13 protein-coding genes are annotated in these 14,875 nt (G+C 40.6%); 5 read left to right on the top strand and 8 right to left on the bottom strand.

What is annotated here, in order from left to right; translation table 11 throughout:
• Nucleotides 1–365 precede the first annotated feature (365 nt).
• Nucleotides 366–1,151, bottom strand: a complete 786-nt coding sequence (map, locus tag RMX89_RS12205; protein ID WP_322684104.1) for a type I methionyl aminopeptidase — start codon at nucleotides 1,149–1,151, stop codon at nucleotides 366–368.
• Nucleotides 1,151–2,167 carry a Gfo/Idh/MocA family oxidoreductase gene (locus RMX89_RS12200; protein WP_322689112.1) on the bottom strand — a complete coding sequence of 339 codons (1,017 nt, stop codon included), beginning with the start codon at nucleotides 2,165–2,167 and terminating at the stop codon, nucleotides 1,151–1,153. The genes map and RMX89_RS12200 overlap by 1 nt, the downstream gene beginning before the upstream one ends.
• A gap of 630 nt (nucleotides 2,168–2,797) precedes the next feature.
• Here RMX89_RS12200 and RMX89_RS12195 point away from each other — a divergent pair.
• Complete coding sequence (locus tag RMX89_RS12195; protein WP_322675522.1) at nucleotides 2,798–3,097, top strand: ferredoxin; 300 nt, start codon at nucleotides 2,798–2,800, stop codon at nucleotides 3,095–3,097.
• Nucleotides 3,098–3,366: 269 nt separating this feature from the next.
• Here the strand turns inward: RMX89_RS12195 and RMX89_RS12190 are convergent, their stop codons facing one another.
• A complete protein-coding gene (locus tag RMX89_RS12190; RefSeq protein WP_322689111.1) occupies nucleotides 3,367–5,064 on the bottom strand; it encodes a SpoIID/LytB domain-containing protein in 1,698 nt (565 codons plus the stop codon).
• A 115-nt stretch (nucleotides 5,065–5,179) separates the two neighbouring features.
• Here RMX89_RS12190 and RMX89_RS12185 point away from each other — a divergent pair, with 115 nt between their 5' ends.
• From RMX89_RS12185 to RMX89_RS12170, 4 genes are all read left to right on the top strand, one after another.
• Complete coding sequence (locus RMX89_RS12185) at nucleotides 5,180–5,443, top strand: ParB N-terminal domain-containing protein (protein WP_194043156.1); 264 nt, start codon at nucleotides 5,180–5,182, stop codon at nucleotides 5,441–5,443.
• 225 nt (nucleotides 5,444–5,668) lie between these two features.
• The gene (locus RMX89_RS12180; RefSeq protein ID WP_289799395.1) at nucleotides 5,669–6,160 is read left to right on the top strand and encodes a Dps family protein; all 492 of its coding nucleotides are present in this window, start codon (nucleotides 5,669–5,671) and stop codon (nucleotides 6,158–6,160) included.
• Nucleotides 6,161–6,261: 101 nt separating this feature from the next.
• Nucleotides 6,262–6,942, top strand: a complete 681-nt coding sequence (gene grpE / locus RMX89_RS12175; protein WP_322689110.1) for a nucleotide exchange factor GrpE — start codon at nucleotides 6,262–6,264, stop codon at nucleotides 6,940–6,942.
• Between the two features lie 860 nt (nucleotides 6,943–7,802).
• Nucleotides 7,803–8,129, top strand: a complete 327-nt coding sequence (locus tag RMX89_RS12170) for an STAS domain-containing protein (protein WP_322675524.1) — start codon at nucleotides 7,803–7,805, stop codon at nucleotides 8,127–8,129.
• Here RMX89_RS12170 and RMX89_RS12165 read toward each other — a convergent pair whose 3' ends face one another.
• The 5 genes from RMX89_RS12165 to RMX89_RS12145 all read right to left on the bottom strand — a co-directional run bounded on the left by RMX89_RS12165 (nucleotide 8,130) and on the right by RMX89_RS12145 (nucleotide 14,557).
• Nucleotides 8,130–9,266, bottom strand: coding sequence for a PP2C family protein-serine/threonine phosphatase (locus RMX89_RS12165; RefSeq protein WP_322689109.1), 1,137 nt, complete (start codon nucleotides 9,264–9,266; stop codon nucleotides 8,130–8,132). It abuts the gene before it with no gap.
• Between the two features lie 389 nt (nucleotides 9,267–9,655).
• Nucleotides 9,656–10,423, bottom strand: a complete 768-nt coding sequence (locus RMX89_RS12160) for a DUF1350 family protein (protein ID WP_322689108.1) — start codon at nucleotides 10,421–10,423, stop codon at nucleotides 9,656–9,658.
• A gap of 237 nt (nucleotides 10,424–10,660) precedes the next feature.
• The gene (locus RMX89_RS12155; RefSeq protein WP_322689107.1) at nucleotides 10,661–11,380 is read right to left on the bottom strand and encodes a hypothetical protein; all 720 of its coding nucleotides are present in this window, start codon (nucleotides 11,378–11,380) and stop codon (nucleotides 10,661–10,663) included.
• A 357-nt stretch (nucleotides 11,381–11,737) separates the two neighbouring features.
• Complete coding sequence (locus tag RMX89_RS12150; protein ID WP_322675528.1) at nucleotides 11,738–13,090, bottom strand: pentapeptide repeat-containing protein; 1,353 nt, start codon at nucleotides 13,088–13,090, stop codon at nucleotides 11,738–11,740.
• A 105-nt stretch (nucleotides 13,091–13,195) separates the two neighbouring features.
• Complete coding sequence (locus tag RMX89_RS12145; protein ID WP_322689106.1) at nucleotides 13,196–14,557, bottom strand: DUF3370 domain-containing protein; 1,362 nt, start codon at nucleotides 14,555–14,557, stop codon at nucleotides 13,196–13,198.
• Between the last annotated feature and the right edge of the window lie 318 nt (nucleotides 14,558–14,875).

Here is a 14,875-nt window from a genome sequence, read left to right as displayed (position 1 = left end):
AATTTCAGTTATTTACTACTTGCTTATGTCGGAAAGTGACAGAAGAGGGATATTTCAGCATTCCTGCAAGAAGTAAAATCCCGGATTCTGCCCCGAATTCGCCGCAACGCATGAGTTTCTGCATACGCTCTGGTCGCAGATTTGACCTTGCAAAAATATATTTTTTGCACTCTTAGGGAAAAGGGACTCATGTTAAAGGGAAAGGATTTTGAATTTCTTTACCCTTTTCCCCCACCCCTTATCCCCAGAGGAAACCCCACCTTCCCCTTTACCCCAACAAATGCCAAGAAGTCTATTTATTTCTTAGAAGTCCCCAATCAAGTTGCAAATCCCATAATTATGAATTATGAATTATGAATTATTAATCATACAGCCCAGTAATTCTCGCCTTCAGGTAAGGTAAGGATTTCAACCCCATCTTCAGTTACAGCTAAGGTATGCTCGCATTGAGCAGAAAGCTTGCGATCGCGCGTTACCGCAGTCCACTTATCGCCCAGAACTTCGACTTCGTAAGTACCTTCATTAATCATTGGCTCAATGGTAAAAACCATCCCTGCTCTGAGGCGCTTGCCCTTACCGCGTGTGCCATAGTGGGGAACATCCGGCGCAGTATGGAAAATATTACTGATGCCGTGGCCAACGAAATCTCGCACTACAGAAAAGCCTTGTCCTTCAGCATACTCTTGAATGGCTGCACCAATATCGCCAATGCGTGCCCCAGGCTTAACTTCAGCAATACCTAGACGCAAACACTCTTCTGTCACCTCTACCAGCTTTCTCGTTTTTGGAGAAGGAGAACCAACAAAAAATGTCTTGGATGTATCGCCGTGATAACCTTCAACAATCGGTGTGACATCAATATTAATGATGTCACCTTCTTTGAGGATTTGCTTGGCGTTGGGAATGCCGTGACAAATTACCTCATTTACACTGGTGCAAATCGATTTAGGATAACCCTTATAGCCAAGGGGTGCGCTTTTTGCTCCATGCGCTTGCGTCCAACGTTCGGCTTCATCATTTAGTTCGAGAGTGCTAACCCCTGGTTTCACAAAGGGTTCTAGATGCTGGAGAAGTTTAGCAGCTAAACGCCCAGCTTGACGCATTTTCTCTATTTCTCGTTGGGATAAAATAACAATTAGTTCAGTTTTCATTAACTTTTATCTAAAGTATCTTTCATAAACATAGTTAACCCTGTCTGTGCAGCTCTTTGTGCAGTATCAGCAACATGCAGGGTATACAAGCTTTCCTCTGGGGTAACGTACAAAGGAGTCCCGTCAAAAAGATGGTCTAACACCATACTCGTATCTTTGGCGAACAAACCCCGGCGAGGCCCAACCTCTATAGGTGTTGTTTCCCCTGGCTGGACGAATATTCCGGTGTCGCCATCAAAAATTAAACCACCTTTTTCACCGTGAACTTCAAACTTACGTTCTGATTGCCAAATACTTTCGCCTTTGCCATACACGACTTGGGCTAAAAGTCCACTGTTAAAGGACAGTTCACTAGTGCAGAAACAGGTTTGGTAGTATTCCGGTTCTATTTCCCAATATCGCTGATGACAGTTAACACTAAATACTGTACCAAATAAATCGATGAGGCGATGTAGGCGAGACAGGGCAGCAATTAAGGGAAAGCCGAACAACTCGTGGTTATAAGTCCATTTGCGGGGTGCAGGATTTTGAGGATTGATGGTGCTATATCGAACATAAAATACCTCACCAATTTTGTCTAAGTTTTGCTTCAAAGCTTGATGCAAACCACCTAAAAGTTCCAGATGTTCAACGTGTAGGAGTTTTTGTTGTGCTTTGGCTAAGGCAATCAGTTCCTCGGCTTCAAATACATCCAACGAAAGAGGATACTCTACAATCACATGTTTGCCGTTGCTAAGTGCTGCACGAGCGATCGCACCATGATCTCGATTAATAGTAGAGATCGCTACTAGGTCTATATCTTCACGCCCTACTAGCTCTTGCCAAGTACTCAAGACTTGAATCTGGTAGTCTCTAGCAAAGGTTTCGGTTTTTTCTCTTGTATGACCAACAACTGCGACTATGTGCGATCGCCGATCGTGGAACAATGCCTCAGCCCGTAACTTTGCCGCATACCCAGTACCTACCAAACCTACACGCACTCTTGCTTTTTCCAAAGCTGCTTCTGAATTATACATGATCCTCATTAGTTCTGTTCTCGATCTTCCCACGCTTCTAGTAGTCAGATTCTCTCTTCATGGGATTCACCAGTCTAGACTCTACAACATTCGTCCTACCCTCTCAAGGATAAATAAGACTTTATTTGAAGCTAGATAGAATTACGTGTACTCAAAAAGGAAGACTTCAGAAGAAAAGCCCCTTTTCTACTCATAATGTCAGACATTTGTCAATATAATAATGAACAAAAAAATGGCAAAATAAAAATTATATCTCTACTGTTATAACGGGCGCATTTAAATCAGATTAGAAAATGAAACAGCCCTATTTTTTAAAGGAGCTGGTGAATCTCTTCTACGTAAGTTCTACAAAATATCGGTAACATTAACCTTACTCATGTTTACGTTTTGTTTATATAATTTTTTTTAATCACAACCTGGCTAGGGTCGAAAATAATATAAAGAAAACTTATCGGGATTAAGTAACTAAATTTCATTACTAATCGGGTTCAATTTCCAGTTACATCGTTTAATTTTTCTCGTAGTATCAGAATTGAAGCAAATTTGAACCAACGGCTAATTCCACAGAACAGCCGTGACCTTTGCCTTAAGATAACTTATACTGCCGTTTGTAAAAGAGAGGATTTCTCAATGCCAAGTTATAAAGTGACACTAATCAACGAGGCTGAAGGACTTAACACAACAATTGACGTTGATGACGATACCTATATTCTAGATGCTGCTGAAGAAGGTGGTCTTGACTTGCCTTATTCTTGCCGCGCTGGTGCTTGCTCGACCTGTGCAGGTAAAATCATCAAGGGTACTGTCGATCAGAGTGACCAGTCATTCTTAGATGATGAACAAATAGAGAAAGGATATGTACTGACTTGTGTCGCCTACCCAACCTCTGACTTAACTATCGAAACTCACAAAGAAGAAGACCTTTACTAAGAGTTAAACAACTCAAACATAAACCTCTTGCAAGAGTTACTAATGTTGACAAAATACAAACAGGATATCTAGAGTTAACACCCTTGCAATGCAATGCCGTGTTTATCTCTGAAGGCGACTTTGAAAAAAAGTCTAATTTTATGGTGGGCAGGAACGCAGTAAATGTTGTGTTCCTGCTTAATTTTTTAAGTATGGAGTTTCCTCTCTATTTTTTGCCTCTTCTTAACTCCCGACTCCTAGCGAAAAATGCAACTTGAATGCCAATAAGCTTAAAGCTTAGTCTCTTTGTTGAGAATTTGAATCTGAGTACCAGGATAGTAAAATTGGAGAATTTTTGGACTTGACCAACCTAGTTTAGCTAAATTTTGAGCGCCAGTTTGACTCAAGCCGACTCCATGTCCTAATCCACCACCAATAAAAGCGTATCCCCAGAGTTCTGGTTTGCCTTTGTTCAGGGGTTCGATGTAAAAAAGCGTACTTGTAGGAGCGGCAAAAGCACTGCGAACTTCGTCTTTGTGCAAAATAAAGGTACTGCGATCGGTTTTAACCGCAAGTTGCAGGATACGTCCACTCTGGCTGCGCTCCAATACTGCCATAGCCTGAATTGTCTTAAATTTGGCATGGGGACTGTTTTTCACGAGTAAAAACTTCTGCAAGTCCTTGATAATATCTTTTAAAGGCGTTTCCTTATGCCAACGAAACATATCCCACTTGCTTTCATTAAATCCTTGTTGCGTATTAATAAATTTCTGAAAATTCTTTTCATTTGCTAAATTCTGCTTAGACAAGTCCCAAAAATTAGTCGGAGCATCCAGTACAGGACGCAGATAGGGACGATCTTCGCCATTCCAGACATCGCTAAAGGAAGCGGTGACGCCACCAGTGGTAGAAGAATACAGGGCGTCTACGAGTTCATTTTTATAAGTTAGTACTTTACCCTTAGTTGAGGCGATCGCCTGGTCTGTTTTAGCAGCTGCTCCTTTTAGCCCATAATAAACTTGGCAATGAGTATCAGCACACAACTGATAGTTATCTGCGGCAAACCGACGTAAATTCCTCAAGGCATAAGTCCGAGCGAGAATTGCCTGAGCTTCCAGCGCCGCTTTTGGTGCATCTGTTCCGATTTCGTAAGGCACAACTCCACGCAAATAAGTTTCTAAAGGTACTTGGTTAACGAGAGTGTATGTGCCATAAGCATTTGGCTGCAAATTCATTCGACCGGCATAAAGACGAGCAAACTCTGGTTTTTCGGTTTTATTTACCCGAATTAAGTTTTTATCAGTGCTAATTTCCAAGTCATTTGGGCTATAGCGATTACCATCCACCACCCAACTCACTCGCGGCACTTGCTTCAAAACTTTAGTATCAAGATATACTTTATCTTTAGTAGAAGCTTGGATGTTTTGTAATAACAAGCGTCGCAGTAAAGGGGTGCTGTAAACATCTCGTTTAGCCCAAACCTGCCAGCGTTCTGGCTGGGCTATTTCCACTTCCATTCCCTGAGAACGCCATTTATTAGCACTGTCTTCCGCAGTTTCAAAAGTGCGGTATGTGCCCAAAACTACTACTTCTTCGACTGCTGACTGGGGTAAAGCTTGCATGACTGTTTCCAGCTTTACAGGATTCTTAGTAAACAGGATTTGCTGCTTATTGCCCGTTTGAAATTTTAGCTTTAAGCGATCGCCTTTTATAGGTTCCAATTGCAGCTTGGCTGTGGCTTCGGCGCCAAATCTTTGCACAATCCCAATTTTCAGTTCTATATCCTGGATGTTGCTCTCAGGCCCTGATGCAGCAGTCAGTCCCAATAGACAAAATGTTGTAAGCACAGCGTGGGGAAAACGCCAAAATGAAAATTTCATGGCTACCTGATAGGGAAGCGATAGCGAGTACTCAAGCGTCTTCTGCCCCTTAATGCGTCGTTGGAGCTGATTTTCCAATTGCTTTGTAGCGCGGTTTTTTTGTCGCATGAATGCTCCAATGATACCATTACCAATTTTGCCCTAAATACTAGTTGCAAAATGAAGTCATAACGACTATGATTTATTTAGAGATAAAAAACAGAACTAGTTGGATAAACTCTTTATGGTTAGAGTCCAAGAAATTCCATTAAATCAGATAAAACGGCCATTGCCCCGTACAAACGATCCAAATAAAGTACAAGCCTTAATGGAATCGATTGCGGAAATTGGGCAGCAAGAACCTATTGATGTCCTAGAAGTAGATGGACAATATTATGGCTTTTCTGGTTGCCATCGGTATGAAGCTTGCCAGCGTTTAGGCAAAGAAACCGTTTTAGCCAGAGTTCGTAAAGCACCCCGTAGCGTTTTGAAGATGCACTTGGCATAGAAAATGGGAGTGGGCATGGGGCATGGGGAATAGGGAGATGAGGGAGAATAATTAATAACCAATGCCCAATGACGGCAGTTGCTCCACTTGGGGAGACCCCTTGGCGCTAGCCTCTCCCTTTGGGAGAAGACTGCACTGCCTCCCCAATGCCCAATGCCCAATGCCCCAATTCCCAATGCCCAATTTCCAATCCCCCATTACATATAACCTAATTAGGAGAACATTATGTCATCGAAAGTAACAGTCAAAAATGTAAATATCGGCATTGACGAGGCGAGTAGGGCTAAAATTGCCGATGGTTTATCTCACCTGTTAGCTGACACTTATACACTGTATCTGAAAACTCATAACTTTCATTGGAATGTAACGGGGCCGATGTTTCAAACATTGCATTTGATGTTTGAAACCCAGTATACAGAATTAGCCTTAGCAGTTGATTTAATAGCCGAAAGAATTAGAGCGCTTGGCTATCCTGCACCAGGAACCTACAGCGAATATGCCAAACTAAGTTCGATTCCAGAAACTCCCGGAGTTCCGAAAGCTGTGGAGATGATTCGCGAACTTGTGGAAGGACAAGAAGCCGTAGTCAGAACTGCACGGTCTATTTTCCCGGTGATAGAGGAAGTTAACGACGAACCTACCGCCGATTTATTGACTCAACGGATGCAAGTACACGAAAAGACAGCTTGGATGTTGAGAAGTTTACTGGAAGAATAGAAATTAGGGAATAGGGAATAGGGCATTGGGAACTGGGGAGTTAGGAGTTAAAAGTTAGGAGTTAGGAGTTATAACAATTATTTCCCAATGCCCAATGCCCAATGCCCCATGCCCCATGCCCCATGCCCCATGCCCCAATGCTCCATTCCCAAAAGTTGCAAGATTTAATGCAACAGGTAGGTATTTCTAGTTTTAAAGGTCTGAGTCGCGCTGCTGGTGTCTCAGAGCGTCAACTTTTACGCTTACGCCAAGGAAAGTTAGAGCAGATGCGGGTAGATGTGCTGCTTAAGCTTTCGCCAGTGCTACAGATGCCATTGAATGAATTAATCGCAACTTTTTCAACCGTAGAGTTGTTACCAGAGAAAACAGCGCCTACTCAGGAATTGTTACAAGAAATTACAGATTTAAGAAGAGAGTACGATCGCTCGCAACTTCAATTAGAACAACAGCGAGAATTATTGCTACAAGAACTCCAGCAGTCGAGTTTGCAACTGCTGGAGTCTTTATTATTGCAATGGCCCACAGCAGCACAGAAAGCGCAGGAAAATCCTCAGCTAGCAGCAGTCAAAATAGTACCCTTGGTGCAGAAACCCCTAGAAAAGCTATTACAGGCGTGGGGAGTAGAAGCGATCGCCCCTGTGGGAGCAGAATTACCTTACGATCCCCAACTGCACCAATTGCTGGAGGGAACTGCACAACCTGGAGAAACAGTCAAAATACGCTACACTGGCTACCTTCAAGGTGAGAAGCTGCTTTACAGAGCCAAAGTGAGTCCTGTTTGAGGGCGTGAGCAGTAGAGACGCGATTAATCGCGTCTGTACAGGAGTAACAAATTCATAACTCTTTACTTTTTGTATTATTTGTCGATAAATGACAGATATTGGGAATACTAAAATAGCAAAGGCGATCGCCTTGAGAAAACTTCTTTTAAAGCCTTGGTGTCGGTTCTAGCTTGCTTGGCGCTGTTTAAACCTAAATTTTTGGCTCTAGAGCGGTAGTCCAGAGGTAAATTTTTTCAATTATGTAAGTAATTGGACATAAATAAATGTAGATCCTAGTTACTATCATAAATACTCACGGAGGAAAAGCTGCTGCTGGACTAGGTTTAGCTATACGTAAGTGTAGTTCAGACTGTTGGAATTTTGAATTGCTTAATGACAGCTACGATCGTGAGATTTATTGGAGAATTTCAGTTTTGCAAAAATCTTTGGTAAATAATCTGAAAAGCAGTAACTTCAGCTTGTATGTAAGTAAGTATATATCTAAATCGAGAAGATGCAAGTAAGGCGGCGTTCAAAAATCAACATACATGATAGAACATCAAATCAACGAACTGCTTATAAATTGGTCATTTGAGCATCTTTACAAAACTAAATATACCAGTTGTCGATCGTGACAACTTACTTAGCTGGTTGATTTATAGTTGGTCTATTTATAGTAAAAAAACTATACATAATTAAGCTAATAATTTTTTTAATTACAAAAAAATAGATTCAAATTTTTATAATTAATCTTTCTCTATCCCGATTAATTATCAATTATTAATCAATATTTAATCTTAAATTTTATTTTACAAGCATTTTTAAATGTTCTATAATAGCGAAATCAGAGTATTATTTACATAAGTCAGAGTGACATAATTATGAGAGAGCAAGTAAAAGTTATTAAGCTCAGTGGTAATTTGAATGCCACAACTTCACAAGACTTTCGACAAAATATCACAAATATTCTAGAAAGTGGTGCGAAAATTGTGTTAGTTGATTTTAAAGATGTAACGTTTATGGATAGTTCGGGTTTGGGAGCTTTAGTATTAGCTTTTAAAACCTTGCGAGCCGCAGATATTAAGCTTGTTCTCTGTTCAATTAATGAGCAAGTCAGAATATTATTTGAACTGACTAATATGGATAAAGTATTTGAAATATTTCCCAGCCAAGATGCATTTAATCAGGTTTTAGTCTCTAATACATAATTAATCAAACTTCATTTGCAAAATAGATAAATCATCATCAAAAGCATCTTTGGAGTTCAGAGCTATTAAATAACTGAGTACGCGATCGAGTTGGCTATCAACAGAACCTTGTAAGCTAACCAGTAGCTGAATAAAAGCATCCAAACTCCAAAGTGTGCCGTCTGATTTAGTTATTTCATAAGCGCCATCACTAAAAATATAAAGGGTACTGAATTTTTCAATATTGTAAAACCCATCAACATATTTTGCCTCTGGAAACATGCCAACTGGCATACCAGGGGTTTTTAGGAGTTGAACTTCAGACTTTCTTGGAGATGTGCCGGTTACTAAAACTGCTGGTGGATGACCTGCACTAGCATAAATTAACTGGCGGTTGATTCGGTTGTAAACTCCGTACCAAATCGTAAAGTATTTATCATTTTGATAATTCATCTGAAAAGTGTCATTTAAAGCCTTCAATACATCACTAGGTTGATAGTAATCAAGACCTTTGAGCGCACGGGAACGCAACAAATTCAGCACTGAAACAGAAGGAAGAGTAGCTTTGAGTCCATGTCCGGCAGTATCGAGTAGGTAAATTGCCAGATAGTCATCATCGAGCCAATAGTAATCGAAACAGTCACCGCCGAGTTGTCGTGAGGGAATGAATCGAAAATTTATATTGAAGGGTTCAGCCATAGAAAGAGGTAGCAGCGATCGCACATATTCTGCTGCTTCTGACATTTCTGATTCTAGAAGCAACTTTTGAGCCTGCAAATCTCTACTCAACTGATGCAGGCGTAATCCTGCTCTTACCCGTGCTTGTAATTCATTATGCTCAATAGGTTTAGAGATAAAATCATCAGCACCAGCGTCTAGACCTTTGACGCAATCGGCAACGGAATCTAAGGATGTTAATAAAATAAAAAATGTGGTGAAAAATTTGGGGTCTGTCTTAATGTGGTGGCAAACTTCCAGACCATTCAACCCTGGCATGATCCAATCACAAATAATTAGTGCTGGACGATAAGCTAGTGCCTTTTCTATTCCTTCTTCACCGCTACTGGCAGTAACTACTTCATAACCCTGTTTTTCCAACATCCTTTTCAGGAGTATTTTTATTGAATAGTCGTCATCAATTATTAGTATTTGAAACATATAAATTTGTTGAAAACACTCATTAATAATTTTTTGCCAAAATCTAAAATAAAAATATGATGTCAGCTAATAAGCTAGTAATATCAATATAGAAATGCTGCTATAGTGCTATTGTACCTTGCGGATACTGCTTCTCTCTTGGCGTTAGCCTCTCCCTTTGAGAGAAGGGGAGACGCTAGCGCAATGGAGAACTCTTAAAGTAGTCGCTACATATCTATGTATGCAATATATTTTGATTCCTCTCTCTTAAAAAGAAAGAGAGAGTACCCTTCTTTGTAGCAACAGGCTTAAGGATTTGAGGATTTGGTCTTTATTAAACTCAAATTAAAAGCACTATAACTCATTTCTATTTACCGATCGAATTTACGACTATTTAACAGTCATAAATATTATGGTGTTCCCAAAGGATTTAGCCATAAAAGAATATTGCTTTTTAACTGGTTTAAGTCACGGTATGCTTCTTGTTTGAACCATTGCCCTAAAGCATCAAAGGGGGTAAAAGATGTTCCCGTTTGCCATTTAATATCTTGACCCAAAGGTGTTGTATGATTTCCTGGTAACGTTTGTGCTGTCACCATCTCATCAAAACGTTCTTGTAAGATTTTGGTTAAAGCTGCCGATTGATCGATGGTGTCATTACTAAATTTTATTAATAAATTGCGCCGGACATTGTAATGTTCTTGGACAAGTTTGTTAGTTTCCAACGGCGAAGGGGTAAATTCGATTTTCAAAGTAGAATTGAACTGCTCTACTAGAGGGATAGCTTCTTTAGCGGCGTAGTTGTTGAAGGATATTAAAATATTCCCTGCACGTTCTACTTTAAACAGGCTACCAATCAGCAAGTGGAGTTTACAGCCCATACTGTGTCCAACGCCGTAGATGGGAAAGTAAAGCTTGCGTAATGCCCTAGAATCATGCAATCGTTCGAGGGTGCGGTCAAAGTTTAACAGCACAGATTTGGCGATCGCAGTATGATCCAATGTATTGACGAAAGGCGTAGCAATTACAACGTAGCCTTTACTTGCCAGTTGTTCGAGCAACCAGCGATAAGTGATGTGCGGTGCAGTGGCGACAAATGCACCTCCTAAAAAATGAACGATACCTATGGGATTTTGGGGAATGATTACCCAGTTCCCTCTAATTTCTTTCCAGTCCATACGGATAAGCGATCGCTTTACGATTATTCTTTATGTTAGACCGGGGATTGCAACCGTGGGAAAGATTATGGAAAAAAGCCATTGAGAATATTTTACTAGCAGACTGGAAGCCAATTCACCCAGCAACCTCTATGGATTTATCAATAGCATCTACGCTTTCTCTAACTCTTACTGAGTACCGAGTGAATTTACGAGTGCTTTCTAAATTCCTATTACAAAACTTAATTACAAATTATCTTAACGTTGAGTCTGTAATCTTTTCATTTCGTATTGCACATCTAATGCAATTTGTAATGCTTCATTGAGTAACCTTCCATGTTCAGTAGCCTCCTCTGTTACTTGCATCGCTGTTAAAGTTGCTAAATTGTTGACAAATAGTTCTGTATTACTGAGGATAAAATTCTTATTTTTTCTCAAAATCCTTTCTGTCTTCAAAGCGCGAACTAAATCAGTTTTGGTAAGTTTAAGCGCTTCGATTACATCCTCTCTTTCCTTGATAATCACTTCTGGATTACCAGCTTCTTCTATTTGGTCATTAATATCTATAACTCTAATAACAGTATTATATCTATTAACCTCGTTTAACAGGATTTGCAGAGATTTTGTCATATTAGCTTTAACAAGCTTACTTTTACTTTTCCAGATAAAATACAAAATACTTTGCGTCAGACCGCCAACCCAAAGTCCTAAAAAAAATAATAATATCCATGATGGAATTGTTATCCACGTCACAAACATTTTAATAATTAGATCGAATAAAATATAGACAAAAAGAAATGTAGAAAATCCAATAAAAACTACAGTCGCTCCTTCAGAGCTTTGAAGTTTTTGTATATATACATTTACTAATCTCTTGAGAGGATTTGTAATGATTATAAGTTTCTCATTGACAGGTAAATTAGTCAGCTTTTGCAGATCGTTCTGACTAATTTCCAATCCCTGTAAATCATCCCGCACAGCTTTTAAACCCTTGCCAGAATAGTTATTTAATCTAATATAGCAATCAAATTTCTAGAATGCTGGCATTTTATCTAAACTTTTTCAAGCAAATTAATACTTGTAAACAATGTCAATAATTTTTGTACAATATGATACTCTTTTGCCAGGATAACTATTTACTCCTAAATTCTGAATTCAGAATTTAGGAGTAAAACCACTCCGCCTCCGGTCAGTTTCAGATGGGGTTTAAATCCCCGTCTGAAAATGTCTTTAATTTTGAATTTTGAATTTTGAATTGTTAATATTGCTTGTATATTTTATTTTTTGTCAGTCCCTAAAGGGTGTTTTACTCCTGAATTCTAGATTTTGCTGTCACTATCTTCCCAACTTATTAGGAATACCTTCACAACCACCAGGAATAGTACCTCTAGTTTTCTCGCCACCCCAAGTGCAACAGTAGTTACGTGTAGACTCAGACATTCGTTGTACGTTACTGAAATCGGCATTTTCTACCACAGCGCCGGTTTGTTCGCCGGTTTCATAATCTGGTGGTTGGGTGCGACTGCGGGGTGAGGCTTTATCTACTACACCATAGAATAGGCGAATCCCGTTGATGTCAGCATCATTGAGATTCGCACCATATAAAATTGTGCGGGAGAGGTTGGCTTTTACTAAATCGCAACCGCTCAGATTGGCGCGGACAAGATTAGCTTCGCTCAGATCAGTCCAACGTAAATCAGTACCAGAAAGGTCTGCTGCGGCTAGCATTACGCCTAAATCGATGACGCGCACACCTTCGAGGCGGTCTTCTGCATATCCGCCAGTTCCATCAAGAATGGCTCGACCTAATAAGCGATCGCGTTTTAGGGGCGACAGCAACTTGGAACGTGACAAAAAACGGAGAATTTTCGCTTTCCCACTACCATCGACACTACTTAAAATTGCCGCAGTGCGTCCTTCAGCGATCGCTCTTTCTTGGGGCCAATCTTCTAATAATCCTTCTTCATCTAATACCAAGTCGGAAACGCCTTGGAAGTAGGAATCAATTGTCTGTTGCTGGGTGATGATATTTTGCTGAACTGTCAGCATATTTTGCTGAATTGTCAAGTCTTTGGAAATAACATATTGTCGCCATGCTACGTAAACGGCAATGATGGCGATGAGAATTTGCCCCAAAGCGCCAAACCATTCTGCAAGGCTACCAGCAGTTTCCCAGTTAATCTGGCGTCCTAAAAGCAGCAAGCGATCGCCTACACCTGTGAACCTGATCGTGCCGATAATGGCTACTATTAGTCCCAAAAAGGCCACAAACAGGGTACGTTCTTGGGGTGAAAACCATTCGTCTAAAACTTCTTGCAACCAAGGCAATAATATCGCCAGGGATAGTAGCAAAGCCATCAGTGTTCCGATAATGCCGACGATCCAATTATTGAGGATAATCCCAGTGAAGGTAATGGCGATCGCGATTAAAATAATCAGCAATGCTCTCGGCTTAACTGTGAATTGCTTGCTAATGGGTTGTTTGAAGTCAGAACGGGCTTGTTGTAAAGCAGTTGTATGTTGCGGAGATTGCAAAGACCGAATTGCTGCTAGTGCTTGTTGTGTCGCTAGTGCTTCTGAGGCTAGGTTTTTCTCATTTGCACTCCCGTCAAAGTCATCCGGCTGCAAATCATTTTCGGGGTCTGGTTCTGGGGTTGGTAGATTAGAGGAATTGGATTCAATTGTCATGTTTTCTATTTTGCCCCAGGAGATTAAGAACAACATCTGTTTTATCAGAAATTGCACTCAACTCAAGACTTGTATTCCATACAATACTTCTGGAATTTTAAATTGTTAATTTCGATCTACAGTTTGAATTGTCAGCATTTGAGGAGGCGTAGCATCAGGTGGGTAGAGAAAATCCATTTCTACTAGTCGGCGCTGTCCAGGAGATATTTTTAATTGAGCCAGCGGTTCTCCCATCTGCCCCCGTTGTTGAACTAAATGCCAATATTGAGTTATAGGTAAGCCATTATCGTCATTGTAGCGAATACGAACAGTGCCTCGGAAAAAGACAGCTGGTGCGGGTGGTGAAAAAAAGCGAAGCCCTGGTTTACTTAACTCATCTTCTTTAATCGGCGTTTGAAAAAGTACATTTATAGTTTGCAGCTTATCCGTATTGTTGAATAATGGTAGAGAGATATTGTATTCAATGCCGTAGTTGCCGTGAGCTTCGTAAGCAGTACCAGGATAGCGCGCTACGAGTTTAGCAGTTTGGTTTTGTCCAGTACCCATTTTGCCAGCTAAAAGGGTACTTAAACCGTAGGAAAAAGCTTGTCCTAATTCGGGAATTGTTAGGTATGAACTATTAGAGTCGGTAACTTGTGCTTGCCAACGAGAGCCAACAGCTACTCCCGCTACCCGTCCGTAAATTTCTGTTGCTCCTGCAAGCTTATCTGGAGGACTGGGAGCAGATTCGCGGGGCCCAGCAAAATCACCATTTTCTAATAAATTCTCCCATTCTTCTAAAGTAGGCGCTCGTTCGCTACCATCGGCATTGGGTTTGGCAAACATGGCCAGGTTCGCCAGATAAACAGGACGATCGCTATACAAACGTAATAAAGTAGAACGTCCATTCAATGGCGGCGTTAAAGTCCGCACTGGAATTGGATGATTCATTAACATCCGGCTTTGTTTTGGTGGAATTACCAACTGGGCTGGCCATCCTTGTCGTCTGACTCGCAGCACATCATTCATGACGCGATCGCCAGGCCCTGCATAAATGTTTCCCGAATTATTTGATTGCATGGCGGGAAGCTTGATAAAAGGTGCATCAGGTTGACTCACATAACTAGCTGCTTGCAATATATTGACAGTTGCAGAGCGATCGCTGGGATTGTAAACAATCACTCCCAAATAAAGAGTCCGCAAATCATTTGGCGTCTCAATCGCTCTAGCAATATGGTGAGAAAATAAATCAAACCTTCCCTGAAATGGAAAGTTCAGATGGGCGCTGGGCACTTTTTTGTTTTGAGGAGGAAATGTAGATAGCAGAATTCCTTCACTCTTAACTACTTCTGGATTATTACTGTTAAATACTGGTACTTCGTCAAGATATCCTGTTAAAGGTCTTGTTTGTTGAGGAACGAAGATTTCCTGTGGTGCAGGAGAAGGCGATGCTTGAGCTAAAAACAAATAAGAAATAAAATTAAGCATTTATTCAAAAAGCAATTTATCGCTGAAGTTCAGAATACAGCATACTTAATCTCCCCCCAAGTGTGACAAGTTAGAGGAGGTTTGCCAAAACTCTCACCAAAGTAATTTAATTGGAGCGATCGCCTTCAGTTGCCAGTCTAAGATATCCACTATTCCTGAATGTTGTCGAATCGATGTAGTTGCATGATTTGCCTTCTTTACTAACTAAGTACAACATTTCATTAATTCATAGCGAATTAAATTCGGCAATACCCTCCAATGACAATGCGTCGGCCGCCTTGTTAATGCGTCGGCTTGCATTGTTAATGCGTCGGCTTG

Source organism: Nostoc sp. DedSLP04, assembly GCF_034530775.1.
GTDB lineage: Bacteria > Cyanobacteriota > Cyanobacteriia > Cyanobacteriales > Nostocaceae > Nostoc.
This window is presented reverse-complemented; position numbering and strand designations above follow the sequence as displayed.

Coding starts and splice junctions, on each gene's coding strand:
- RMX89_RS12150 (WP_322675528.1), bottom strand. CDS start 13,090: ATGACAATTGAATCCAATTCCTCTAATCTACCAACCCCAGAACCAGAC.
- RMX89_RS12170 (WP_322675524.1), top strand. CDS start 7,803: ATGAGAGAGCAAGTAAAAGTTATTAAGCTCAGTGGTAATTTGAATGCC.
- grpE (WP_322689110.1), top strand. CDS start 6,262: ATGCCCCATGCCCCATGCCCCATGCCCCATGCCCCAATGCTCCATTCC.
- RMX89_RS12195 (WP_322675522.1), top strand. CDS start 2,798: ATGCCAAGTTATAAAGTGACACTAATCAACGAGGCTGAAGGACTTAAC.
- RMX89_RS12180 (WP_289799395.1), top strand. CDS start 5,669: ATGTCATCGAAAGTAACAGTCAAAAATGTAAATATCGGCATTGACGAG.
- RMX89_RS12160 (WP_322689108.1), bottom strand. CDS start 10,423: ATGGACTGGAAAGAAATTAGAGGGAACTGGGTAATCATTCCCCAAAAT.
- map (WP_322684104.1), bottom strand. CDS start 1,151: ATGAAAACTGAACTAATTGTTATTTTATCCCAACGAGAAATAGAGAAA.
- RMX89_RS12165 (WP_322689109.1), bottom strand. CDS start 9,266: ATGTTTCAAATACTAATAATTGATGACGACTATTCAATAAAAATACTC.
- RMX89_RS12200 (WP_322689112.1), bottom strand. CDS start 2,167: ATGTATAATTCAGAAGCAGCTTTGGAAAAAGCAAGAGTGCGTGTAGGT.
- RMX89_RS12185 (WP_194043156.1), top strand. CDS start 5,180: ATGGTTAGAGTCCAAGAAATTCCATTAAATCAGATAAAACGGCCATTG.
- RMX89_RS12145 (WP_322689106.1), bottom strand. CDS start 14,557: ATGCTTAATTTTATTTCTTATTTGTTTTTAGCTCAAGCATCGCCTTCT.
- RMX89_RS12190 (WP_322689111.1), bottom strand. CDS start 5,064: ATGCGACAAAAAAACCGCGCTACAAAGCAATTGGAAAATCAGCTCCAA.